Origin of the sequence: Bradyrhizobium sp. SZCCHNRI1009, assembly GCF_032487575.1 — a bacterium.
GTDB lineage: Bacteria > Pseudomonadota > Alphaproteobacteria > Rhizobiales > Xanthobacteraceae > Bradyrhizobium.
The window spans coordinates 310,006-334,624 of the sequence record NZ_JAUEUL010000005.1; the positions used below are offsets into that span (position 1 = coordinate 310,006).

The 24,619-nt window shown below is 64.9% G+C and carries 21 protein-coding genes and 1 tRNA gene; 13 read left to right on the top strand and 9 right to left on the bottom strand.

Going from position 1 to position 24,619, the window contains the following annotated elements; all coding sequences use genetic code 11:
- Positions 1-161 precede the first annotated feature (161 nt).
- From carB to QX010_RS12320, 3 genes are all read left to right on the top strand, one after another.
- Positions 162-3,626, top strand: coding sequence for a carbamoyl-phosphate synthase large subunit (carB, locus tag QX010_RS12310; protein WP_315802639.1), 3,465 nt, complete (start codon positions 162-164; stop codon positions 3,624-3,626).
- 210 nt (positions 3,627-3,836) lie between these two features.
- The gene (gene greA, locus QX010_RS12315; RefSeq protein ID WP_315717519.1) at positions 3,837-4,313 is read left to right on the top strand and encodes a transcription elongation factor GreA; all 477 of its coding nucleotides are present in this window, start codon (positions 3,837-3,839) and stop codon (positions 4,311-4,313) included.
- A gap of 248 nt (positions 4,314-4,561) precedes the next feature.
- Positions 4,562-4,966 carry a DoxX family protein gene (locus QX010_RS12320; protein WP_315802638.1) on the top strand — a complete coding sequence of 135 codons (405 nt, stop codon included), beginning with the start codon at positions 4,562-4,564 and terminating at the stop codon, positions 4,964-4,966.
- Positions 4,967-5,092: 126 nt separating this feature from the next.
- On the opposite strand, the gene QX010_RS12325 is transcribed toward QX010_RS12320, so the two are convergent.
- Complete coding sequence (locus QX010_RS12325) at positions 5,093-5,572, bottom strand: Lrp/AsnC family transcriptional regulator (RefSeq protein ID WP_015664493.1); 480 nt, start codon at positions 5,570-5,572, stop codon at positions 5,093-5,095.
- A gap of 288 nt (positions 5,573-5,860) precedes the next feature.
- Between QX010_RS12325 and trxB the strand changes: the two genes are divergently transcribed.
- From trxB to QX010_RS12345, 4 genes are all read left to right on the top strand, one after another.
- On the top strand, positions 5,861-6,826 hold the full coding sequence (trxB, locus tag QX010_RS12330; protein WP_316179748.1) for a thioredoxin-disulfide reductase: 966 nt from the start codon (positions 5,861-5,863) through the stop codon (positions 6,824-6,826).
- Between the two features lie 7 nt (positions 6,827-6,833).
- On the top strand, positions 6,834-7,757 hold the full coding sequence (locus QX010_RS12335) for a LysR family transcriptional regulator (protein WP_315717522.1): 924 nt from the start codon (positions 6,834-6,836) through the stop codon (positions 7,755-7,757).
- Between the two features lie 446 nt (positions 7,758-8,203).
- Complete coding sequence (dapA, locus tag QX010_RS12340) at positions 8,204-9,127, top strand: 4-hydroxy-tetrahydrodipicolinate synthase (protein WP_316179749.1); 924 nt, start codon at positions 8,204-8,206, stop codon at positions 9,125-9,127.
- A gap of 169 nt (positions 9,128-9,296) precedes the next feature.
- Positions 9,297-9,467: a hypothetical protein gene (locus QX010_RS12345; RefSeq protein WP_315802635.1), complete on the top strand. Its 171-nt coding sequence runs from the start codon at positions 9,297-9,299 to the stop codon at positions 9,465-9,467.
- 111 nt (positions 9,468-9,578) lie between these two features.
- Here the strand turns inward: QX010_RS12345 and QX010_RS12350 are convergent, their stop codons facing one another.
- The 5 genes from QX010_RS12350 to QX010_RS12370 form a co-directional block, all read right to left on the bottom strand.
- Positions 9,579-10,256: a ParA family protein gene (locus QX010_RS12350; protein ID WP_231327589.1), complete on the bottom strand. Its 678-nt coding sequence runs from the start codon at positions 10,254-10,256 to the stop codon at positions 9,579-9,581.
- A 275-nt stretch (positions 10,257-10,531) separates the two neighbouring features.
- Positions 10,532-10,885 carry a hypothetical protein gene (locus QX010_RS12355; RefSeq protein WP_316179752.1) on the bottom strand — a complete coding sequence of 118 codons (354 nt, stop codon included), beginning with the start codon at positions 10,883-10,885 and terminating at the stop codon, positions 10,532-10,534.
- Between the two features lie 299 nt (positions 10,886-11,184).
- A tRNA-His gene (locus QX010_RS12360) sits at positions 11,185-11,261 on the bottom strand.
- A 261-nt stretch (positions 11,262-11,522) separates the two neighbouring features.
- On the bottom strand, positions 11,523-11,957 hold the full coding sequence (locus QX010_RS12365; RefSeq protein WP_315802633.1) for a phasin: 435 nt from the start codon (positions 11,955-11,957) through the stop codon (positions 11,523-11,525).
- 204 nt (positions 11,958-12,161) lie between these two features.
- Positions 12,162-12,542 (bottom strand): phasin, encoded by a 381-nt coding sequence (locus tag QX010_RS12370; protein ID WP_315802632.1) that lies wholly within the window; start codon positions 12,540-12,542, stop codon positions 12,162-12,164.
- 333 nt (positions 12,543-12,875) lie between these two features.
- On the opposite strand from QX010_RS12370, the gene QX010_RS12375 reads away from it, so the two are divergent.
- Positions 12,876-16,205 (top strand): PAS domain-containing sensor histidine kinase, encoded by a 3,330-nt coding sequence (locus QX010_RS12375; protein ID WP_316179754.1) that lies wholly within the window; start codon positions 12,876-12,878, stop codon positions 16,203-16,205.
- On the opposite strand, the gene QX010_RS12380 is transcribed toward QX010_RS12375, so the two are convergent.
- On the bottom strand, positions 16,190-17,401 hold the full coding sequence (locus QX010_RS12380) for an NnrS family protein (protein ID WP_316179755.1): 1,212 nt from the start codon (positions 17,399-17,401) through the stop codon (positions 16,190-16,192). The two genes, QX010_RS12375 and QX010_RS12380, sit on opposite strands and share 16 nt — an antisense overlap.
- 165 nt (positions 17,402-17,566) lie before the next feature.
- Between QX010_RS12380 and QX010_RS12385 the strand changes: the two genes are divergently transcribed.
- Positions 17,567-18,286: a Crp/Fnr family transcriptional regulator gene (locus tag QX010_RS12385; RefSeq protein ID WP_315802629.1), complete on the top strand. Its 720-nt coding sequence runs from the start codon at positions 17,567-17,569 to the stop codon at positions 18,284-18,286.
- Here the strand turns inward: QX010_RS12385 and QX010_RS12390 are convergent, their stop codons facing one another.
- Together QX010_RS12390 and hemN are read right to left on the bottom strand one after the other, a co-directional pair.
- A complete protein-coding gene (locus tag QX010_RS12390; protein ID WP_409997929.1) occupies positions 18,287-18,490 on the bottom strand; it encodes a DUF1858 domain-containing protein in 204 nt (67 codons plus the stop codon).
- Between the two features lie 78 nt (positions 18,491-18,568).
- Positions 18,569-19,921, bottom strand: a complete 1,353-nt coding sequence (gene hemN / locus QX010_RS12395; RefSeq protein WP_315802862.1) for an oxygen-independent coproporphyrinogen III oxidase — start codon at positions 19,919-19,921, stop codon at positions 18,569-18,571.
- A gap of 210 nt (positions 19,922-20,131) precedes the next feature.
- On the opposite strand from hemN, the gene QX010_RS12400 reads away from it, so the two are divergent.
- From QX010_RS12400 to QX010_RS12415, 4 genes are all read left to right on the top strand, one after another.
- Positions 20,132-20,341: a hypothetical protein gene (locus QX010_RS12400; RefSeq protein ID WP_316179757.1), complete on the top strand. Its 210-nt coding sequence runs from the start codon at positions 20,132-20,134 to the stop codon at positions 20,339-20,341.
- 343 nt (positions 20,342-20,684) lie between these two features.
- Complete coding sequence (gene nirK / locus QX010_RS12405; protein WP_315802627.1) at positions 20,685-21,779, top strand: copper-containing nitrite reductase; 1,095 nt, start codon at positions 20,685-20,687, stop codon at positions 21,777-21,779.
- Positions 21,780-21,831: 52 nt separating this feature from the next.
- Positions 21,832-22,713, top strand: coding sequence for a formylglycine-generating enzyme family protein (locus QX010_RS12410; RefSeq protein ID WP_315802626.1), 882 nt, complete (start codon positions 21,832-21,834; stop codon positions 22,711-22,713).
- Positions 22,714-22,891: 178 nt separating this feature from the next.
- Complete coding sequence (locus QX010_RS12415; RefSeq protein WP_316179759.1) at positions 22,892-24,613, top strand: hypothetical protein; 1,722 nt, start codon at positions 22,892-22,894, stop codon at positions 24,611-24,613.
- Positions 24,614-24,619 lie beyond the last annotated feature (6 nt).

A 24,619-nucleotide genomic window follows, 5' to 3' on the forward strand; every position in this document is an offset into this window, starting at 1 on the left:
TTGATTTCGGGCCAAAACCCTTTTCGCTCAGAGGAAACTGGTCTAAAGACCGCTCGCGCGCGAGCACTGGTCGCGCCTTGGCCCTTGGCCTTCGGGGACGCGCAGCACGCGCGCCCTTTTTTTGTGCCCAATTCTCTGCCGTTTCTTGCCCGTGAGCTTGAATGCCGAAACGAACCGACATCTCGACCATCCTGATCATTGGCGCCGGTCCGATCGTGATCGGCCAGGCCTGCGAATTCGACTATTCCGGTACGCAGGCGGTGAAGGCGCTGAAGGAGGAGGGCTATCGCGTCGTCCTCGTCAATTCCAATCCGGCCACGATCATGACCGATCCGGAATTGGCCGATGCGACCTATATCGAGCCGATCACGCCGGAGATCGTCGCCAAGATCATCGAGAAGGAACGCCACATCATCCCCGGCGGTTTCGCGCTGCTGCCGACCATGGGCGGGCAGACCGCGCTGAACTGCGCGCTGTCGCTGCGCCGGCAGGGGACGCTGGAGAAGTTCGACGTCGAGATGATCGGCGCCACGGCTGACGCGATCGACAAGGCCGAGGACCGCCAGCTCTTCCGCAACGCGATGGAGAAGATCGGGCTGCAGACGCCGAAGTCGCGGCTCGCCAATGCGTCGGCGCTGAAGAAACAATATCGCGACAAATATCTGGCCGAGCGCGAGACGCTGTCGGGCGCCGCGCGTGACGAGCTCGACCGGCAATGGACGCTCGGCGAGAACGAGCGCCGCAAGCGCTATCAGGAGCATGCGCTGGGACAGGCGCTGATGGCGCTGTCCGAGATCGGCCTGCCCGCGATCATCCGTCCCTCCTTCACCATGGGCGGCACCGGTGGCGGCATCGCCTACAACAAGGAAGAGTATCTCGACATCATCGAGCGTGGTCTCGATGCCTCCCCCACCAACGAAGTGCTGATCGAGGAATCGGTGCTCGGGTGGAAGGAGTACGAGATGGAGGTCGTCCGCGACAAGAAGGACAACTGCATCATCGTCTGCTCGATCGAGAATCTCGATCCGATGGGCGTGCACACCGGCGACTCCATCACGGTCGCGCCGGCGCTGACCTTGACCGACAAGGAATATCAGATCATGCGCGACGCCTCGCTGGCGGTGCTGCGCGAGATCGGCGTCGAGACCGGCGGCTCCAATGTGCAGTTCGGCGTCAACCCGGCCGACGGCCGCATGGTCGTGATCGAGATGAACCCGCGCGTGTCGCGCTCCTCGGCCTTGGCCTCGAAGGCCACCGGCTTCCCGATCGCCAAGGTCGCGGCCAAGCTCGCCGTTGGCTACACGCTCGACGAGATCGCCAACGACATCACCGGCGGCGCGACGCCGGCCTCGTTCGAGCCGACCATCGACTACGTCGTCACCAAGATTCCGCGGTTCGCCTTCGAGAAATTCCCGGGCGCGTCGACCACGCTGACCACCTCGATGAAGTCGGTCGGCGAAGTCATGGCGATCGGCCGCACCTTCCAGGAGAGCCTGCAGAAGGCGCTGCGCGGTCTCGAGACCGGTCTCACCGGCCTCGACGAGATCGACATCGAGGGGCTCGGCCGCGGCGACGACAAGAATGCGATCCGCGCCGCCCTGGGCACGCCGACCCCGAACCGCCTGCTCCAGGTCGCCCAGGCGATGCGCCTCGGCTGGTCGGACGAGGACATCTTCAACTCCTGCAAGATCGATCCCTGGTTCCTGGCGCAGATGCGTGGAATCGTCGAGATGGAGGACAAGGTCCGCCGCCACGGCCTGCCGCCGAACGCGAGCGGCATGCGCACGCTGAAGGCGATGGGCTTCTCCGACGCGCGGCTCGCGGTGCTCGCCAACACCACCGAAGCCGAGGTCGCCGCCAAGCGGCAGGCGCTCGGCGTCCGTCCAGCGTTCAAGCGAATCGACACTTGCGCGGCGGAGTTCGCTTCGCCGACCGCCTACATGTATTCGAGCTATGAGACGCCGTTTGCAGGCCGACTCGGCGACGAGAGCGCGCCGTCGGACAAGAAGAAGGTCATCATTCTCGGCGGCGGCCCGAACCGGATCGGCCAGGGCATCGAGTTCGACTATTGCTGCTGCCATGCCTGTTTCGCGCTGGCCGATGCCGGCTACGAGACCATCATGGTCAACTGCAATCCGGAGACGGTCTCGACCGACTACGACACCGCCGACCGTCTCTATTTCGAGCCGCTGACGGCCGAGGACGTGCTCGAGATCATCGCCACCGAGCGCAAGAACGGCACCGTGCATGGCGTCATCGTGCAGTTCGGCGGCCAGACGCCGCTGAAGCTCGCGCGCGCGCTCGAAGCCGCCGAGGTACCGATCCTCGGCACCTCGCCTGAGGCCATCGACCTGGCCGAGGACCGCGACCGCTTCAAGCGCATCCTCGACAAGCTGCATCTGAAGCAGCCGAAGAACGGCATCGCCTACTCGGTCGAGCAGGCGCGCCTGGTGGCGGCCGATCTCGGCCTGCCGCTGGTGGTGCGTCCGTCCTATGTGCTCGGCGGCCGCGCGATGCAGATCATCCGCGAGGACAACCAGCTCAGCGACTACCTGCTCGGCACCCTGCCGGAGCTGGTGCCGGCCGACGTCAAGGCGCGCTATCCCAACGACAAGACCGGCCAGATCAACACGGTGCTGGGCAAGAACCCGCTGCTGTTCGACCGCTACCTGTCCGACGCCACCGAGATCGATGTGGACTGCCTGTCCGACGGCAAGGACACCTTCATCGTCGGCATCATGGAGCACATCGAGGAGGCCGGTATCCATTCCGGCGACTCCGCCTGCTCGCTGCCGCCGCATTCGCTCGACGAGGCGACCATCGCCGAGCTGGAGCGGCAGACCCGCGAGCTGGCGCTCGGGCTCGACGTCGTCGGCCTGATGAACGTGCAATATGCGATCAAGGACGGCACGATCTACGTGCTCGAGGTCAACCCGCGCGCCTCGCGCACGGTGCCCTTCGTCGCCAAGGTGGTCGGCACGCCGGTCGCCAAGATCGCGGCCCGGATCATGGCGGGCGAGAAGCTCGCCGATTTCGGGCTGACAAAGCGCGCGCTGAAGCATGTCGGCGTCAAGGAATCGGTCTTCCCTTTCGCCCGCTTCCCCGGCGTCGACACCGTGCTGGGCCCGGAGATGCGCTCCACCGGCGAGGTGATGGGCATCGACCGCTCGTTCGCCGTGGCGTTCGCCAAGAGCCAGCTCGGGGGCGGTACACGCGTGCCGCGCAAAGGCACGGTGTTCGTGTCGGTGCGCGAGAGCGACAAGGCGCGCATCACGGAGGTGGTGCGGATGCTCCACGAACTCGGCTTCAAGGTGGTGGCGACGTCCGGCACCCAGCGTTTCCTGACCGACCAGGGCGTGCCGACCGAGAAGATCAACAAGGTGCTGGAGGGACGGCCGCACATCGTGGACGCCATCACCAATGGCGACATCCAGCTGGTCTTCAACACCACCGAAGGCCCGCAAGCGCTGGCTGACAGCCGCTCGCTGCGGCGCGCTGCCCTCTTGCATAAAGTGCCGTATTACACCACTCTTTCGGGTGCCGTGGCGGCCGCGCAAGGCATCCGTGCCTATCTCGGGGGAGACCTTGAGGTCCGCACCCTGCAGAGTTACTTTTCCGAAAACTAATCGCAGCGCGCGGGCGAACGCCCGCTAAGCGGTTGGCAATAATCGGCAATAGAAGCTTTCAGCAGGAACTCGCCGCCCCGTTCGATGTTGTACCGGCCTTTGACGGGACGGTCTTGCCGGGCCTTCAGGCTTTGCTTTGAGCCGCAAAGGCCTATTCTGAAGATGCTGATCGTGCGCGCCCCCGCCCGCACGACTGAAGGACGAGAAGAGATGGTGGAAAAGGTTCCCATGACTTCGATGGGCTACGCCGCGTTGGAGAACGAGCTCAAGCAGCGCCAATCGGTGGACCGTCCGCGCATCATCGAACATATCGCGGAAGCGCGTTCGCATGGCGACCTGTCCGAGAACGCGGAATATCACGCCGCAAAGGAAGAGCAGTCTCACAACGAGGGCCGCATCGCCGAGCTCGAGGACAAGCTCGCGCGCGCCGACATCATCGATGTGACCAAGCTCTCCGGCGACACGATCAAGTTCGGCGCGACGGTGACCCTGATCGACGAGGACACCGAGAAGAAGACGGTCTGGCAGATCGTCGGCGAGGTCGAGGCGGACGCCAAGAAGGGCAAGATCTCGATCACCTCGCCGCTGGCGCGCGCACTGATCGGCAAGAAGATGGGCACCACCGTCGAGGTCATGGCGCCCGGCGGCGCCAAGTCCTACGAGATCGCCAAGGTCGAGTGGCGCTGAGACAGGGCAACGTCCCGCCGGAGCGAATCGAAGGGCTGCGCCAAGGCGCGGCCCTTCGTCGTTTCCGGTGGTTGCAGGGCAGCGGAAGGCCGCCACTTCGGCAGTACACGCCCAATTCATCGCATGTCACGACGCATGCCGGTGACGCAGTTGCGGTAATCAGCTAAATCTGCGGCCGACGAGCCGGGGCGGCAACGACCGAACCGGCCATCGTCGCATCATGGTTTTCTGTTGGGGGACGATCACACATGGAGCAGATGCTCTCGAAATGGCAACCGGCTGCACTCAGCCTGTTTCGCTTCATCACCGGCCTGCTGTTGTTTCAATACGGCGTGGCCAAGATCTTCAAGTTTCCTGTCATCCCGTACTTCGCCAACATTCCGCCGCTGATCTACACGGCCGGCATGATCGAGCTGGTGCTCGGCGCGTTGCTGATGGTCGGTCTGCTCACGCGGCCCGTCGCATTCATCCTGGCTGGCGAGATGGCCTTCGCCTACTTCATGGGCCACATGTTCAAGACAGGTGAGCCGGTATGGCTGCCGCTCCTGAACAACGGCACCGCGGCGATCGCGTTCTGCTTCTCCTGCCTGTATCTGGCGACGGCCGGCGGCGGCCCGATCAGCCTGGACGCGCTGCTGCGGAAGAAGAGCTGATCACTCGCTCCACTGTCATTCCGGGGCGATGCGACAGCATCGAACCCGAAATCCAGAGCTTATCGACGCCATCTCGAGATTCCGGGTTCAGCCCCTGCGGGGCTGGCCCGGAATGACCCTCGAGGCCTAGCTCCGTCCCTTGACCTCGAGCGGCACGGCCGCCTCGTATTTGGAGTTATGCAGCACCAGCGAGGTCCTGACGTTGCGCACATGGGGCGCCGCCGTCAGATGCGTCACGAACTCCTGGAACGTTGCCATGTCCGGTGCCACGCATTTCAGGATGAAGTCCACCTCACCGGACAGCATCCAGCATTCCCGCACCAGCGGCTCGGACCGCACGAACTCTTCGAACGCCTTCAGGTCGGCGTCCGCCTGGCTGGATAGGTGGACCGAGGCGAACACGGTCACATCGAAGCCGAGCTTGCGCGGGTCGAGCAGGCCCCGGTAGCCGGTGATGTAGCCTTCCTCCTCCAGGGTCCTGACCCGGCGCAGGCAAGGCGGCGGCGAGATGCCGACCCGCTTGGCGAGCTCGACATTGGTGATCCTGCCATCGGCCTGGATTTCGCTCAGGATTTTGAGATCGATCTCATCAAGATTCTTGGACACGGGGATTGTGGGCTCTGGCGGGATAGGAGGAGGCGCAGGGGCGCCGGGGGACGATGGGCAACTCTCTTAGCGCAGGCTGGTCAATTTGCGCAATTTTATTACTTTAGATTTCCCCCGTTGACCGGGTCGTGAAGGGAAAATTCGCCGAGATGCGTTGCAATTCTTGCATAGCTTGCCAGATGGCTTAGACTTGGATTTGACATTTTCGATGGGGCTTCGGGGCGTTTCTTTTGCGCATTCCGCTCGCTGCGTCGTCAATTCTCCCTCTTCCAGCGAGTCTTCGGTCACATGCAAGCTCCGATCCATGCCAAAGTCGTCATCATCGGTTCCGGCCCTGCCGGCTATACGGCGGCGATCTACGCGGCACGAGCTATGCTGGAGCCGGTGCTGATCCAGGGCATCCAGCCCGGCGGGCAGCTCACCATCACCACGGACGTCGAGAACTATCCGGGCTTTGCCGACGTCATCCAGGGTCCCTGGCTGATGGAGCAGATGGAGAAGCAGGCGACGCATGTCGGCGCCCAGATCAAGACCGACCTCGTGACCAAGCTCGAGCTGGGTCAGCGTCCGTTCCGCCTGACCTGCGACTCCGGTGACGTCTACCTCGCCGAGACCGTCATTCTGGCGACCGGCGCCCAGGCGCGCTGGCTCGGGCTGCCGTCGGAGGAGACGTTCAAGGGCTTCGGCGTCTCGGCCTGCGCGACCTGCGACGGCTTCTTCTATCGCGGCAAGGAGGTCATCGTCGTCGGCGGCGGCAACACCGCGGTCGAGGAAGCGCTGTTCCTGACCAATTTCGCGTCGGCCGTCACCGTCGTGCACCGGCGCGACCATTTCCGCGCCGAGCGCATCCTGCAGGAGCGGCTGTTCAAGCATCCCAAGATCAAGGTCGTCTGGGACAGCGCCCTGGATGAGATCTGCGGCGCGAGCTCGCCATCCAAGGTCACGCATGTCAGGCTGAAGAACGTCAAGACCGGCGCGCTCACCGAGCTGCCCGCCGACGGCGTGTTCGTCGCGATCGGCCATGCGCCGGCCACGGAGCTGGTCGCCGGTCAGCTCAAATTGAAACCGTCCGGTTACGTCGAGGTGGTGCCGGGCTCGACCGCGACCTCCGTTCCCGGCGTGTTTGCCGCCGGCGACGTCGCCGACGAAACCTATCGGCAGGCGATCACCGCCGCCGGCATGGGCTGCATGGCTGCCCTCGAAGCCGAACGCTTCCTCGCCCACACCGCGAGCGAACGCGCCGCGGCGGAATGAACTGACGATGCCACGATCAAGGGATGGATTTACGGATATGGATTGGGACAAGCTGAAGGTGTTTCACGCAGCGGCGGAAGCAGGCAGCTTCACGCATGCCGGGGAGCAGCTCGGGCTGTCGCAATCGGCGGTGTCGCGCCAGGTCAGCGCGCTCGAGCAGGAACTCGCAGTCTCGCTGTTTCACCGTCACGCCCGCGGGCTGATCCTCACGGAGCAAGGCGATCTCCTGTTCCGAACCGCGCATGACGTCTTCATGCAGCTGCAGGCGGCGCGCGCCAAGCTGACCGACAGCCGCGAGCGCCCGAGTGGCGACCTGAAGATCACGACCACGCCGGGCGTCGGCATCAACTGGCTGATCCCGCGACTCGGCGAATTCACCGCGCTCTATCCGGAGATCCGGATCTCGCTGATCGTCACTGACGAGGAGCTCGATCTGTCGATGCGCGAGGCCGACGTGGCGATCCGCACCCGCAAGCCGACACAGCCCGATCTGATCCAGCGCAAGCTGTTCGCGATCAGCTTCCACGCCTATTGCTCGCCGGAATACGTCAAGCGCTTCGGTACGCCGCGCACCCTCGACGAGCTCGATGATCACCGCATTATCATGCTGGCCGACGGCCAGGTCGCCCCGCATCTGCAGAACCGCAGCTGGCTGGTCGATGCCGGCCGCAACGGATCCGGTCCGCGCGAGGCCTATTTCAGGGTCAACAACATTCTCGGCCTGGTCCGCGCCTGCCAGCAAGGGCTCGGCATCGCCGCGCTGCCGGACTACCTCGTCGAGGAAAACAGCCGTCTCGTGCAATTGTTCGGAGAGTCGGATTCGATCCAGCTCGACACCTACTTCGTCTATCCCGAGGAATTGAAGACGGTCGCACGCGTTCAAGTGTTCCGTGACTTCGTCGTGAGCAAAGCGCAGCGCTGGCCGGCGTGACATTGTGCATGTCTGACATGCGGCTTGCATGGTTGCTGCGACGCCATGCGAGAGCCCATAGTGAGCATGTGCTGAGCGTTGGCGTTGCGCATTGTCCCCCTCCTCCAGTGGCGCGAGCGCTCAGAAATCCCTCTTGGAAGGTGATTGTGTCGGCCTCTTTGGCCAATACCTCCAGCCGGGCTCATTTGGGCCCGGCTATTTTTTTGCCGAATGTTTCCGTGTCGTGCCCGATGCGGCGTTGACAGCATCGCCTGCACCGCGCATCTAGATCGCATGTCCACGTCTTCGCACGCCAAGTTGTTGTCGAAAAAAGCTCCCCTCCCGGGGACATGTGGACGCGCGCGCTAGAATCTCTCGAATTCACCGCCGCATCACCAGCCCCGCCGCGAGGACGGGGCTTTTTTGCGTGTCCCGTCTCCGGCTCCTGCCACCCAAGGAGATGGACCATGACCAACGTTACGACCCGACTGCGAGGCCTCTGGCTGCCCCTGATCACGCCGTTCCGCGATGGCGCGCTCGACGAACCATCCTTACGCAATCTGGTTCGGCACTACGCCGCCAAGCCGATCGATGGACTAGTGCTCGGTGCCACGTCAGGCGAAGGACTGGCGCTGTCATGGGACGAGCGCGCCCGTCTGATCAGCGTGGTCCGGGACGAGCTCGACACCATCGGCCGGCCGCTGCCGATCTGTCTCGGTGTCGGCGGCGTGGCGACGGCCGAGGTGATCGAAGCGCTCGACCGAACCGCGTCATGGCCGATCGACTTCTATCTGATCTCGAGTCCGCCTTACGTGCGTCCGTCGCAGCGCGGCCTGCTGGCGCATTTCACCGCGTTGGCCGACCGCACCGCCCATCCGATCGTGCTCTACAACATTCCCTATCGCTCGGCGGTTGGCCTCGACAACGAGACATTGCTGCAGCTCGCCGAGCATCCCGCTATCGCTGGCCTCAAGGATTGCTGCGCCAACCGCACGCAGACGCGCGACCTGATCACGCGTCGGCGCGCAGGGTTTCATATCCTGACGGGCGAAGACGCCCAGAGCTTCGATGCGCTGCAGGCCGGTGCCGACGGCGCCATCCTGCTCTCGGCACATCTGGAGACCGAGACGTTTGCCGCAATCCTGCAGCACGTGAAGGCCGGCCGTCACGACGCGGCAGCAGCGTGCTGGGCGCTGGTCGAGCATCTCACGCGACTGCTGTTCACCGAGCCGAGCCCCGTACCGGCCAAGTACTGGCTGGCGCGCACCGGCGTCATTGCGAGCCCCGAAGTACGGCTGCCAATGGTGGAGGTTGGCGCTGAGCTGGCCGCACGGCTGGATCAGCAGATCGAGCGGCGCCAGCCGACGACCACGCAGAACCGCGTTGCCTGAGCACGCCCCGACCTGTTCGCCGGCTCTGCCTGGCCTTCCCGATCGGAAAGGCCAGGCAGAGCCGCGCCACCGCTGCGGAGCCGGAGCAGAATCTCCGTGGTTAATCCGAGCTAACAAACGCGATCAAAAGCGGCGCAGTCCGCAACCTCGTGTTTAAAGATGTTCCGCTATGGATGTTGAAAACGTCAAAGAGCGCGAGGACGTCGTGGCTTTGCAGGATCATCCATACCCTGAGCATCAGGGTTTCAGCGTCGAAGACATTCTCTGGGCGGTCGGGATCTGGTCCGTGATCCTGACCCTGACGCCGGCAATCGCCTTCTATTTCCTGATGGTTGCCTGACCTCGCCGCGCCCTCTCGCGCGGCGCGAATTCGGCACTCACGCGAGAGCTTGTGACCCGACGCAAAAAACGCGCGGAGGACCGCGCGTCGATGCCCCATCTGATGCCGCGATCAGGCCGCCTGCTTGTGCATGGCGCCGTTGGCCGACACAGTACCGCGAATAGCCCGCACCGAACGCTCGATCGCAGCCCAGAGGCGTGCGATCTCGGCCGCAGCACGGCCCTCCGCATAATATTCGCGCACGCCTTCACCCTGGCCCAGCGCCATCAGCAGATCGGCGCGGTTGGTGATCTGGCCGCCCCACACCGGGGCCTTGAACTTCGCCAGCGCCTCGCGGGCGATGGTGACGATCGGACTTTCGGCATCGTCGCGGCGCGCTGGCGCGCCATTGAGAACGACCGCATAGGGCTTGCGCGCGGCGCGGCAGGTCTGGATCGTCTCCTGCACCGCGTTGACGTCGAACACGCCGGGGCGGGCCGGGATGATCACCATGGTCGCATTCTTGATCGCATCCTCGACGACGGCCGAGATGGTCGGCGGCGTATCGATCAGCACCCACTCGACGCCGTCGCGGCGGGCGGCGGACACGATCGCGCTCACCGAGTTCACGGCCGTCTTGATCGGCGGCTCGTTGGTGCCGCGCAGCTTGTGCCAAAGCGTGAGCGACCCCTGAGGGTCGGCATCGATGAGCAGACAAGACTTGCTCGACTTGATCTGCGCAGCGAGATGGGCGGCCAGGGTGCTCTTGCCTGAACCGCCCTTACGCGATGCGAAAACAATAACGTTCATACCTTGGCCTCCAGATTGACCCCGGCAGCGAAAATGAATCAGCGGACTGATTCGCGGAAGATAAATTTAGCGATTGATAAGACGTAACTCCTGATTGCCGAAACCCATTGGTTTTTGAGTCACACCAAAGCAGGCAAAACAGCAGATCAGGCGGCGATGTTCGACAACATCCGGTCATGCCCCATCGCATTTACATGTTGAGGCTGCGCATCGAGGTGTGCGTCCGAAGACTGCGGTCATGCCGCAGTGCCGCCAAAGGCGGCAATCGGCATCGCTCAGGTCGCGTCTGGTCGCGTCGACTTCTTCGATTTGCCAGCGCGCGCAGTGACCGGCTTCCTGGTGACAGGACGAATGCTCATCGGCCGTTCCGCGCGGCCAGATGACGCTGCCTGGCGCTCTGGCGGCCCGAATTGGGCGCGGCATGACGGCGACAGCTCGGCCTTGCGGCGAATCATGCAGGCGGTGACACGATCGACGTCGGGAATGTCGGAACTACAAAGCCGGAACGCATCGCCTGTGCATGCCTGCTCCTGCTCGGCGGTATAGGCCCGTGCGGTTACGGGGACTAACAGCGCGGCCATTACGATCAGTACGGCAGAGATGCGTGGATCGAGATCAATCCCTCTCATCGTCCCCTCCCCCTCGTTGCCGCAAAGTGTGATTGAAGGAGACCGGATTCGCAAGCAACAGTGCCACGCCGTGCTACCGATCCGGCGCGGCAAACCGCAAGCGAGCGCACGCCCGGCGATATATCCGTCGAAATACGGAGACCGGGCTCAGGCTTCCGCGGGCAAAGCTCTGCGGCCACGCCCCGGCCACAGCCATGCGCGAGAGGTCGCGACGGGCGACCAATCACGGCGCACGATCAATGGGACGCGGAGCACGGATAGAGGTGAGCTTGCGAACGGCCCAGCGATGGTCCCGGCCATGGTACAGTTGGGTGGGCTCGAACCACCGACCTCCTGTTCCACAGACAGGCGCTCTAACCAACTGAGCTACAACTGCATCCGCCATGGGACTGCCCGCGAGGGGCGTCCGAACGGGCCGGAAACTAGGTGCAACGGGCGAATTTGGCAAGGCCGAGAACGGATAAAGTCCCCTGCCATGACTGCGTTTTTTGACGCCGTTTCGGCCCGAGCGAGCCCCCGTTCAAGCGGGGAGCCCAGAAAGTATCGAACCCGGCCGCAACGCGCCCGGGTTCTGGATCTACCGCCGTCCATGCCGGCGCGCGGCCGCATCGCGCACCTGGCGAGACTTGAGGCTGCCTCAGGCCGCCGTCTTGAACAGCTTGGTGGCGCTTTCCTTGATCGGCTCGACCGTCTCGGCCGCAACCTTCTGGCCGAGCTCGCCGAGCTCCTTGGCCTGGGCGGTGAAGGTCTCGAACTGCTTGCGCGCGAAACCGGTCCACAGCTCCATCGCCTCCGACGGCGACTTCACACCGAACAGCTCCTGGGCGAAGTCGAGCGACGCGGTGGTATTGGCCTTCGTGAATTCCATGACCTTCGACGAGTAGACGCCGGCGCCCTTGCTGGCGTTGGCGAAGAAGGCCTCGATGGCCGAATTGTGGGTTTCCGCAGCGTCCTTGAACTTGGCGTAGTTCTCGCGGGCCTGCGACACGCCTTTTTCGGCGAGCGCGCGTACCTGTTCGGGAACCTCGAACGGAATGATCGACGCGGAGAAAGGATCGGTGGCATTGGTCATGGCATGCATCCTTCGAAACATTGAGACTGGACCGGCCCGGCAATCGGGAAGTCACTTCGGATCACGCAGAGGAACCGCCCCTGGGAGGTAACAACCTCGCGTAGAGCTATATCGTGGCGCTTTTGTGCAACGCAACGGAAATTCCACTATCAGGAACTGTTGCCGCGCCCGCTTCCAGAAAAAGGGGGATCGAGGCATGTCTGATCAGGCCTTGGGCTTGGTTGCGTCGATCGCTGCCTTGCCGATGGCCTGACCGACTTCGCTTGCCTGTTCGGCGAGCGATCGCATCTGGCCCTGAACGAATTCGCTGTGCAGCCGCAGCACCTCGGGCAGGTCCTTGGCGTGGACCAGCGATTGGGCGTAGTCGAGCGACGACTGGACGTTCTTTTCCGCGTAGGACAAGACCTTGGAGCCGATGTCCTTGGCCCCGGCCCGCACTGTCGCACCGCGCTGTTCGAGCGAGCCGGCCGTCGCCTCCGCTCCGGCCAGAAACTTCTCAAACGTCTGACGTGCCTGGTCGAAGCCCGCCTCCGCCATTGCCCGCACGTCTTTCGGAATCTCGAATCGTCGTCCATCGTCGGTCATGCTTTCCTCCTTCTGAAGTCCCGATTGGCTGCGCCCTCGTCTCTCAGCAGCTTTCCCGCTGCCGAGCGGCCCCGAACCAGTCCAGGGTATCATCGTGCTATCGAGAGCCGAGATTGCAACGGTCCATGCCGGTTTCGCCGCGATTCCGAGCCCGGGGGGCTCACGAGGAACACATTAAGGTTATCCAAGCTTTAGCAGGACAGGAGTGCGGCCCCGCCGTGGACCTCGGCCCTCAAAACGCGCGATAGTAACGAATTCTTAACGCTTCCAGTTCCGGCCGCCGGTCGTCCACGGCCGATCAACAATCACAAGAGCCGTTCGCCGTCGTCGCCCATGACCCACGCCGATCTCGAATTGCAGGCCCTCAGCGACCCCCGGCTGGCCGTCCACGCCGCCGGCAGTCTGCCGGCCTGGCTATGGTCGGCCGATGGCGGCCGTGTGCTGTGGGCCAATGCGGCCGGTGCGCGCGCCCTCGGTGCGACAAGCGCAGCGGCGCTGATCGCGAAAACGTTCGGCCCCGCCGACGCGCATCGCCGCCAGGTCGCTCAATTGGGACGGCGGCTGCCCGAGACCGGCGCTTTGCGGCTGGAACGTCTACGTGGTTTCGGCGCGCCGCTCGGCACGCTCGCGACCTGCGGCTGCGCCAGGATCGACCTGCCCGATGGCACGCGCGCGGTGCTGATCACCAGCACTGACGGGGGTGGACGTAGCTTCCCACTGGCGGATCGCCTGAAGCGGCTGGCGGAGACGAGCGAGCGTGCGCTGATCGCATTCACCCAGGACGGCCAGTTCGCCGGCATTAGTTCAGCCGGACGGCGCCTGTTCGGCATGCGCGACCTGACCGAGCCGGATTTCGTCGAGATACGCAGGGCGGCGCTGGCCGATGGCATGGCCGAGGTGACGTTCGGCACGGAGCGCGCAGCGCTCTACCGCATCGGCAGCGGCAATCAGGTCGGGCTGGTGGCCGTCCCGATGCCGGCCCCTGCCGACGAGATCGAGGCGCCGGGCTCGGCGCCAATACCTGAGCCAACCGCAGATGCCGCCCCGGCATCATCAGCCCCCGTGGATGTTGCCGCTGGGCCCGCGGTCGTGACTTCGCCTCCTCTTCCGATGGATGCAATGACTGAACGCCAAACCGACGACGAATCCCCCGCGCTGTCGAACGACGCGCCGGCCGAGTTCCTGCTGATCGACGATCCGGCCGAAGCTGATCTGTTCAAGGCGCCGGCGCCGCAAACGGAAGATCACGCGCATCCTGCCGAATCCGGCGCGGCGGAGCCTTCAGTCGGCCGTCGCCATCCGCTCCGATTTTCCTGGCAGATGGATGCCGAGGGACGGTTCTCGATCGGCTCCGATGAATTCACCCACCTGATCGGGCGGCACGGCGCCGCCGAGCTCGGCCGTCCCTGGCATGAGCTCGCTGCATCGCTAGGCCTCGATCCCGACGGGCGGGTCGGTGCCGCGATCGAAACGAAAGAGACCTGGAGCGGGCTCGTCGTCAGCTGGCCCGCCGAGGGCGAGCGGCTTGCGGTCGAATTGTCGGGACTGCCCGTCCTGGCGGAGGACAGGACCCATGCCGGCTATCGCGGCTTCGGTGTCTGTCGCGACCTCGACGCCCTGGACCGGCTGGCCGCACTGCGTCGCCCCGCATCGACCGATGCAGCCGCGACCGATGTTCCGGACGCCGACGAAACCGAGCTTGCCCAATCCGACCATGTGCGGGCCGCAGATGTGCCGCCGCAGCAGGACAACGTCACTGCGTCATCGCGTGAGGCTTCCATTGCGCCGGACGTACACCACATCGAGGGCATCGGGCTCGAAACGACCGGGAACGTGGTCCCGTTCCGCGCTCCGGGCGAGTCCAAGCATCCTGTGCTCACGCCGGTGGAGAACAGTGCGTTTCATGAGCTCGCGCGCCAGCTGTCGGCCCGCCTCGAAGGTGAGATCCGCAACGCGCCCGCGGACGTCCAGGGCGTGGTACCCGAGCCGGGATCGCGAATGAGCGATCCGCTCGTCCCGCCGCCGCAGCAGGCTCCGTCGGCGACGGAGACGGCGCCCGATCAAGGCGCGGAGCTGCACACCGAATGGCTCACACCCGAGGAGCCGCCGGCCCAGGGCGACAGCCAGCGCGACCGCATCCTGCTCGACCTGCTGCCCACGGGCATGCTGATCTACCGGCTCGACCGCCTGCTCTACGGTAACCCGGCCTTCTTCAAGCAGATGGGCTACGCCGACCTTGCGGCCTTGGAGCAGGCCGGCGGGCTCGATGCGCTCTATGTCGAGCCGGGCGTGTCATCTGCACCCAACAAGTCCGAGGCCGGCACTCCCGTCACGATCTCGGCCGCCGACGGCTCCTCCAGCGAGGAGGTGAAGGCGGAAGCCCGCCTGTTCACGATCACCTGGGACGGCGATAGCGCGCATGCCCTGATCTTCGCTCCGTTGCCCGGCCCTGCGGCTGCGATTCCGACGACCGACGTGGCACCGATGCCGGCCCCGGCCCCCGCCGCGCTGGTCGTCGCCCCGCCTCCGGCTGCGGGCCACGCCGAAGCCGAAGATCTGGCGGCGATCCTCGACGTCACCGCCGAGGGCATCCTGATGTTCGACGCCGGCGGCAACATCCACGCCTGCAACCGCAGCGCCGAGGCGCTGTTCGGTTACGATGGCGCGGCGCTGGTCCGCCGCAACCTGATCGAGCTGTTCGCACCGGAGAGCGCACGCCTCGTGCTCGATTATCTCGACAGCGCGCAGCAGTCCGGCGCGTCGAGCGGGCTCGACAAGGGCCACGAGGTGCTCGGGAAGATCGCTCAGGGCGGCGTCATTCCGTTGTCGATGGCAATTGGCCGGACCAGGACCGACGGTCCGAATTTCTTCGCCGTGTTTCGCGATCTGTCGCAGCTCCGCCGCGGCGAAAGCGAATTGCTGCAGGCCCGTCGCGTCGCCGATCGGGCCGCCAACGCCAAGGCCGACATGCTCGCCCGGATCAGCCACGAGGTGCGCGCGCCGCTGAACGCGATCATCGGCTTTGCCGAGGTCATGATCGGCGAACGTTTCGGCACGATCGGCAACACCCGCTACGCCGAATACATGAAGGACATCCGCGCCTCGGGCGAGCGCGTCGTGTCCCTGATCGACGATCTCCTGGAGCTGTCGCGCATCGAGACCGGTAAGCTCGAGCTCGCTTTCACCAGCCAAAATTTGAACGAGCTGGTGGAGGGCTGCGTCGCAGCGATGCAGCCGCAGGCCAACCGCGCACGCATCATCATCCGCACCTCGCTGTCGCAACTGCTGCCGCCGGTGATCGCCGACGTCAGGGCGCTGCGCCAGATCGCGATGAACCTGATCTCGGCCTCGATCTCGCTGGCCAATCCCGGCGGCCAGGTCATCGTCTCGACCGCGCTGACCGATTTCGGCGAGGTCGCGCTGCGCGTGCGCGACACCGGTCATGGCCTGAACGATCAGGAGGTGGCCGCCGCGCTCGAACCGTTCCGTGCGCCCTCGGCGGCCGAGCAAGGCTCCGACGGCGCCGGTCTCAGCCTGTCGCTCACCAAGGCGCTGGTCGAGGCCAACCGGGCGCAGTTTCACATCAAGGCGGCGCCGAAATCCGGCACGCTGATCGAGGTGGTGTTCTCGCGCGCCGTGGCGCGCAATCAGAGCACCGGCTGAGCCGATCCCGCCCGTCGCACCGCCAGTGAACGACGCTTGAGGCCGAGCAGGAGCGGACCGAACGCCACCACGAAGCCGGCGAAGGCAATGATCCAGGCCAACGCCGCGACGTGCAGCAGCGCCTCGGCATGCGTCGGCGCCAACACGGCGCAGACCCGCGTGACCGCTGCGACGATGATCGCCAGATAGATCGCCTGGGTCGCGGGCGCGGCCGTCAGCGCCTCGCCGGTGTGGCCGAGCGTGGCCCGCGTCATGACGGCGAGCGTCGTGATGCCGGCGGCCCCGACCATCCAGGCGTGCAGCCCCGCGCTCGGCAGAATCCATCCGAGGCTGGCGGCGGCCGTGAGCAGGAAGCCGAGCGGCACGAACAAATAGCCGACATGCAGGATCACCAGCAAACGCTCGCGCAAGGTGCGATCACCGGCCCAGCGCGCGAGCCTCGCCCCGTGCAGCGCGCCGGCCGCAGCGAGCGCGAGCGCCGTTGCCGCACTTTCGGGAGCCAGGATCCAGCCGAGCAGGCTCAGCGCGCTGAACAGGACGACGGCAAGGTCGAAGCGGCCGAACGGCACCGGCAGCCGGCCGGGATTGTGCTTGACCAGCCAGTTGCGGGTGAAGCTCGGCGTGATGCGGCCGCCGATCAGTGCGAGCAGCAGCACGATCACGGCAACGCCGATGCGGATCGCGCAGTCGGCCGAACCGCGCAGATGAGCCTCGACATGGAACGCGATGTTGCCGGCGCACAGCACCGTGACGATCGCGACCACCGGCAGATTCCGCCAATTCCGCCCGGCGACGATCTCGCGGGCGGCGGCCAGCACGACGAGCACCAGGAAGCTCGCATCGATCAGCATCGCGGCCCACCACGGACCGAGCGCAGACATCGTCACCGCCAGTCGTCCGGCCATCCAGACCAGCACGAGGGTGAGCAGCGGCACGCCCCGGATCGGCAGCCGTCCGGTCCAGTTCGGGATCGCCGTGAACAGGAAGCCGGTGACGATGGCCGGCAGGTAGCCGTAGAGCATCTCGTGCACGTGCCAGTCTCGGGGGGCAAAGCCCGAGCTCAGCTTCAGCTCGCCGTAAAAGGCCGGGAGCCAGATCAGGATCGCCAGCACAGCCTGGAGCGCGCCGAGCAGAAAGAACGGCCTGAACCCGTTGGCGAGGACGGTCCAGCCCTGATAGTTGCGTGGAATGGCCATGTGCATGCTCGCTCGATGGGCGACGGGAACCGCGCCGATATGGCGCTGTGTGCTTAACATGTAGTTGCGCGTCGTCCGATATGGCTTGCGCCAGCACAAACTTCCGACGGATCGCAAAAACGTGCTATTGAGCGGGCAAAATCCGCCGTCGGCCCGGAGAATATCATGGCTTCCATCGACCGCTCGCTGGTCGCGCATCTGCCGCTGTTTGCGGGGCTGTCCGCGGAGGATCTGACGGATGTGCTGCGCGAAGCCCGTTCGATTCGCGTTCCACGCAACGGCGCGGTGTTCGAGCAGGGCGCCGATGCGATCTCGTTCTTCCTGCTGCTGCACGGCCATGTCCGCGCCAGCAAGACGACGCCGACCGGCGACCAGATCGTGGTGCGCTACGTCGTGCCCGGGGATACGTTCGGCGTCGCCCCGGCCATCGGCCTGCAGCACTATCCGGCGACTGCGACCGCCGTCGACGACAGCATCGTGCTGGCCTGGCCGTCCGCCGCATGGCCGAGACTGGTCGCGAGGTTTCCGTCGCTGGCGGCGAACACGCTGCAGACGGTCGGCCAGCGGCTGCAGGAAACCCATGCGCGCGTGATCGAGATGTCGACCCAGCAGGTGGAGCAGCGCATCGCGCATGCGCTGCTCCGGCTCGCCAACCAGGCCGGCCGCAAGCTCGATCATGGCGTGCAGATCGATTTCCCGATCAGCCGGCAGGACATTGCGCAGATGACCGGGACGACGCTGCACACGGTGAGCCGCATCCTCTCCGGCTGGGAGCAGCTCGGCCTGGTCGAAAGCGGGCGTCAGAAGATCGTCCTGCGCGAGCCGCACAAGATCGTCCTGCTGGCGCAGCAGGGCGCCGGCGATGCGGCCGCATCGCGTAGCTGATCACGCGCAGGCACACAGCGCCGAGAGGAACGCGTCGGGATCGACGCCATGCTCGTGGCAGGCATCCGCGACGTTGTGAAAGCAGGCGATCGGGCAACCGACGCAACGCATCTGGAAAGCAAGAAAGACGCCGATGGTCTCCGGGCTTCGCCGCATGACATCGTCGACCAGTTCATCGAAGGAGATTGGCATGCGCGCCTCCATTCCAAGTCCAGCGCGAATGGTAGCGGGCATGCCGTTGGCGGTCTTTGTCGCGGCACAAGCACCGCGGCACCTCGACGGTCAGACCGCCCGGCTGTGCAGCTGCTTCGACGCGTCGAGATGCGCATCGAACGCCGCGGCGACACTGCGCACCAGGAACCGGGAATGCTCGGTCACCGCGAGCGCACCGCCGTTGAGCTCGACCACACCGTCGGAGATCAACGATTGCAGCCGCGGCGCCGATCTCAGCATGTCGTCGGTGTCCGTGCCATGGCGGGTGCAGATGACATCGAGGTCCACGCCGTAGTCGCACATGATGCGCTCGATGATGTCGGCCCGCAGGCGGTCGTCATCGGTCAGTCCATAGCCTTTCACGGTCGCGAGGCTGCCGGAGGCGATCTTCTGCTCATAGGCCCGGACCTGCGGCGCGTTCTGGACATAACCTTGCGGCAGCTGCCCGATCGCCGAGGCCCCGAAGCCGAGCAGCAGATCATTTGCATCGGTCGTATAGCCCTGGAAATTGCGATGCAGGCGGCCTTCGCGGAACGCGATGGTCATGGGATCCGTGGGCAAGGCGAAATGATCGAGCCCGATCTGCACGTAGCCTGCGTCCTTCAGCGCGTCAGCGATCGCGCAGGCCTGATCGTAGCGTTCCAGGCTGTCCGGCAACGCCGAGTCCTGAATCTTGCGCTGGTGCGTCTTGAACGATGGCACATGAGCGTAGCCGAACACGGAGAGCCGGTCGGGGCGCAGGTCGATGGCGCGCCGGACGGTGTCGAGACACGACTCAACGCTCTGATGCGGCAGTCCGTAGATCAGGTCGAAGTTGATGCCGGCAACGCCGGCCTGACGCAATCCGTTCGTCGCCGCCGCGGTCTGCTCGAAGCTCTGCACCCGGTTGATGGCCTGCTGCACCCGCGGATCGAAGCTCTGCACGCCCAGGCTGGCCCGATTGACCCCGCTCACCCCCAGCGCCGCGATCATCTCCGGCGTCAGCGTGCGCGGATCTATCTCGATGGCGATCTCCGCCGACGGCAGCACGAAAAAGGAATGGCGCAGCGATCCGACGAGATCAACAAAGGACTCCGGCGCCATGATGGTGGGCGTGCCGCCGCCGAAATGAATGTGCCCGACCTGCAGCCGCCGGCCGATCTGGCGCGCCACCATGTCGACCTCGCAACGCAGGGCCGATTCGTAGACCGCAATCGGCTCGTCGCGTTTGGCGACCATGGTGTTGCAGCCGCAATACCAGCACATCGAGCGACAGAAGGGCACATGCAGGTATAACGATGCCGTCGCGCTCGCTGGTATCGCGCGCAGCCATTCTGCGTAGGTGGACGGGCCGACCGCGGCGGAGAAATGAGGCGCCGTAGGATAGCTGGTATAGCGCGGGAGGCGCTCCTGTCCGTAGCATGCTGCAAGATCTGGTCTCATGTCCTGCCTGTCACCTGAGCGTATCGACCTGGGGTTCGAAGATTCTTGACACAAGGCAAGAGGGACGGCCTTGAGCTTTCTCAAGGCGCGGCCGGCAGATACCTGTTGACGCAGTAGAACGCCGGTGATCACCGCGGACTTTGCGCTTCCTCAAAGTGGCCGGCTCATTTCACGTCATCATTGATTTGTTGACGATTCGAGGAAGCCGCAATGGAAGCTCTGCAACTGCTGATCCGTTCATTTGCTCTCCTCGCCGGCATCCGCGGCCATATCCCCCAGTCCGACGGCTTCGAATCGTTCCGTGACGAGTCGGGGCCAACGGGCCTGCTCGGCAACATCGCCATGTTCATGACCACGGTGTTTTGTATCGCGGCGGCAGTCGCCTTCGTCGTGTTGTTGGCGGTGCGCTGGCTGAGCTGATGAGTTCGGAAGCACATCGTCGGTCCAGAGTCCTGCTCTGAAGCAGCGCATCATGGCGCCGGCGATTCTCGTGCCGTGTGGACAAACGGATAGATCGCGTCTTATCGCGTAGTCGCGCGAGAAAGCCTGCCCGCTTTGCTCCGCACCCTATCCGGCCTCCCAAGAAACTGCGCGCCGATGCAACTCATTAGCGCTCTGCGCGGGTACAGTCGCGCCAATCTCGCTCGAAATCCGCCGTCTGATTCCGCAATTGCGAAGTTGCTTGTTGCAGCACAAACAAGCCGAGTTCCAACGGGAGCATGCTGATTGCGGCACTACAACAGATCCAATGAAGGAGCGATCCATGTTGACCCGCCGCACCGCCATGTTCAGTGCAGCCATCGCCGCGATGATGATTGCGGCTCCCGCTGTTGCCGAGGACCTCAAGCTGCCGCGCCAGAAGGTCGATCTGGTGGCTCCGCCGTTCGTGCATGCGCACGAGCAGGCGACCAAGCAGGGACCCAAGATCATGGAGTTCAAGCTCGTGGTCCAGGAGAAGAAGATGGTGATCGACGAGAAGGGCACCACCTTCCAGGCCATGACGTTCAACGGCTCGATGCCAGGCCCGCTGATGGTGGTCCATGAGGGCGACTATGTCGAGGTGACCCTGGTCAATCCCGCGACCAACAGCATGCCGCATAATATCGACTTCCACTCCGCGACCGGAGCGCTGGGCGGCGGCGCGCTGACCCTGGTCAATCCGGGCGAGCAGGTCGTGCTACGCTGGAAGGCGACGCGGACCGGCGTGTTCGTCTACCACTGCGCCCCGGGCGGACCGATGATCCCCTGGCATGTCGTCTCCGGCATGAACGGCGCCGTGATGGTGCTGCCGCGCGACGGTCTCAATGACGGCCGCGGACACGCGCTGCGCTATGATCGCATCTACTACATCGGCGAGCAGGACCTCTACGTCCCGCGCGACGACAAGGGAAACTTCAAGTCCTACGACTCGCCCGGCGAAGCCTATAGCGACACCGAGGAGGTCATGCGCAAGCTCACGCCGACCCATGTGGTGTTCAACGGCAAGGCCGGCGCGCTCACCGGAAAGAATGCGCTCACGGCCAATGTCGGCGAGAACGTTCTGATCGTGCACTCGCAGGCGAATCGCGATAGTCGTCCGCATCTGATCGGCGGCCACGGCGACTATGTCTGGGAGACCGGAAAATTTTCGAACGCGCCGGAGACCGGGCTCGAGACCTGGTTCATCCGCGGCGGCTCGGCGGGCGCCGCGCTCTACAAATTCCTGCAGCCCGGCATCTACGCCTACGTCACCCACAACCTGATCGAGGCGGCCAATCTCGGCGCGACCGCCCATTTCAAGGTCGAAGGCAAGTGGAATGACGACCTGATGACGCAGGTCAAAGCCCCGGCGGACATTCCGACCGGCACGACGAACTGATCGGCCCAGGGGGGCCGGCGTATCCGGCCCCCACTCTCCTGAGTGTGCTGCCATGCTGCTCGCTTTCAAGATCAAGCTCACCATCGCCTGCGTCGTCGGATTGGCTGGCCCGACCGCAATGGCACCGATCCTTGCAGATCTGCCAAACCGCGCTGCCGGCCTCGACGGCCCTGCCCTCACCGAGATCGCACCCGGTGCGATCGCCTACCGCGACTCCGGTGACCATCTCCGCAGCGGGCGGCAGGCCGAAGCTCCCATCACGACGGTCCGCTTTGATCATCCGCTGACGATCATGACGAACCAGGTCAGTGCCGCAGACTACCACGCCTGCGTCCAAGCGCATGCGTGCCGCGCGCTCGATCGCAACGTTCCCATCGCCATCGATCGCCCGGCCGTGCAGGTGAGTTGGCATGACGCGGTGGCCTACGCTGAATGGCTCTCACGCCGGACCGGCCACAGCTATCGTCTGCCGACCGATACCGAGTGGGCCTATGCGGCGGGCAGCCGCTTCAAGGACGATGGCGTCTCGATCGACGACGCCGATCCCTCGCGGCGCTGGATTGCCCGCTACGAACGGGAAGCCGCCCTGCAAGAGGACTCCGAGACGCGCGGCTTCGGCGGCTTCGGCATCAATGAGCACGGCGTTGCTGACTTGGCGGGCAATGTCTGGGAATGGACCTCGACCTGCTTCACACGCAAGATGCAGGATAGTGCAGGTCGCGTCACCAAGACCGTTAGCAATTGCGGCGTGCGGCTGGCCGAAGGCGCGCATCGAGCCTACGTGACCGACTTCATCCGCGACGCGCGCGCCGGCGGGTGCGCCTCCGGCACGCCACCTGCCAATCTCGGCTTCCGCCTGGTCCGCGAACAGCCTTCATGGAGCCGCAGCCTGACGCAGCGCCTCAGCCGGCTCCTCGGCGCCATTCGCGCATGACGCGGCATGCTCAGCCTCAAGCACGCTCGACAGCAGCCGACGCCGGTGCCGGATCGGCGGTGCCCTGACACTGGCACAAATGACAGTCATACAAAATCAACTTTCGGTTGCGAGATGTAAGCTACAAACGTTAGACAATTTCCGTTGAGAGACGCGATGAGCGGACCAGGAGGCGAGTGTGAATTCTCGACATCCGCCGGTCTTCTTCACGTCCGACCTGCATGGTTACGGAATTGGCAACACCAGCTGGTTCGACGACGATTCGCCTCGCGCACTGGCTGGACGCTGCCTCATCGACGCGCTCGAATATCTGCGGACATCGCCTAAGTTCGCCGCCAAGGACTGGCATGTGGTGAATGCGGGCGCGGCGCGTCTCGTGCACCAATGTCTCACGGACGGCGCGCTGGCGCGCAAGGATATTCTGGATCGTGTGGCTCCCGCCATCGAACAGGTTTGCGCACGGATCGTCGCGAGCCGCCAATATCGCATTCCGTTCTATGGCGACGACTTCTGGGACTGGGCCAGTGTCGTCGACGGCTTGTTCGAGGTACAGCAGGTTTCGGTGACCGCGGCCCAGGTGGCAAAACGCGAGCTCGACCAGTTTCGCAGGACGGTCCACATCCGCATGCCCAGCGGTCTCTCGGTCGGCGACCCCGAGCACGAATGGTTCGGACCGGCGATCGCAACACGCGCCTATCGGCTGCTGGATTCCCGCGCATCGGGAATGGATCCCGACCTGCGCAACGAGTTGCAGGCACAATCGCTCGAACGCATCGAGCGCGGCAGGTATCGCGGGAGGCAGGTGACCCCGTGGCAATTGAGCTGGCACTACGGTCAGGTCGTCGGCGAATTTCAGCGTGCCGCCAGCGAGCAGGCCGCCGAGCTGGCTGACTTTGCCTGGCTTGCCGTTCCGCTCGAACTTGGCAAGCGCGCCCAGGTTCTCGCGCGCATCCTGCAAGGAGCCTACGCCGTCAAAGACCGCAGAACCGTCCAGCAGGCCTTGGAGGAGCTCTACCGTTGCGAGACACCCGGCCGCCCGCTCGGCCAGGGCGTGATCGGCGCCGGCATCGAGGCCTCCCTGGATGTGCTCGAAGCGCTGTGGCAGCAGCTCGATGGTCGGGAGAAGGCCAGCATCAACGCGATGCTCGACGCGCTGCGATTTCTCCATGCCAAAGCCAACACGATCGGTTTCGTGGTCGAAACGCCGGAGGATATCGAAGCCCTGGTCCAGGCCATGGGCCCGGGCACACTGATTGAACAGCGCAACGCGGCGCGCGCCATCATCAGGCATTCCTGCTTCCATGCGGTCGTATGCCTCGGGCGATCGATGGCCGAGGTGGCGAGCGCGGCCGCAGTGGCGATCGAAGAGCATGGGGCGCAGTGGCTGATCATGCCGGGACGGGCCGAGGCACTGGGACCGAATCTCCCGCACGTCTCCCGCGGCCCGCGATTCGTCGGGGCCGGCCCCGGTGACCTCGTCATTGCCACCTCGGTCGCGCCATTCCGGATTCAGATCAAGCTGCGCGACGCGCTCAGCATTGCCGAGCCGCCCTCGGTCGATGACAGCGGAATGATCATTCCGGCCGACCCCGAGCTTTGCCGCCTCGCGCACGAGGCCACGGATGGCATGCTGGATGACATCGGCGTGTTCTTCGAAGGAATGACAGTGACGTGCGATGGCGACGGCACGGATGCCGAGATATCAGCAGCGTTTCCAGGTGCGCTTGCGACGGACAACGTGGCCTATGCGATGGGGCTGATCTGCCTCAGCCGCAGTGTGCCGTGCCTCATCATCCAGGGGCTGGCGGAGACCGCGCCGCCCGCTGCTGCGAGCCCGCCACGGCATGCTGCGTGCCGGCTCGCCGTCAAGGTCGCGGAGATGCTGTGTCGGCGCTGGTAGTCGCGC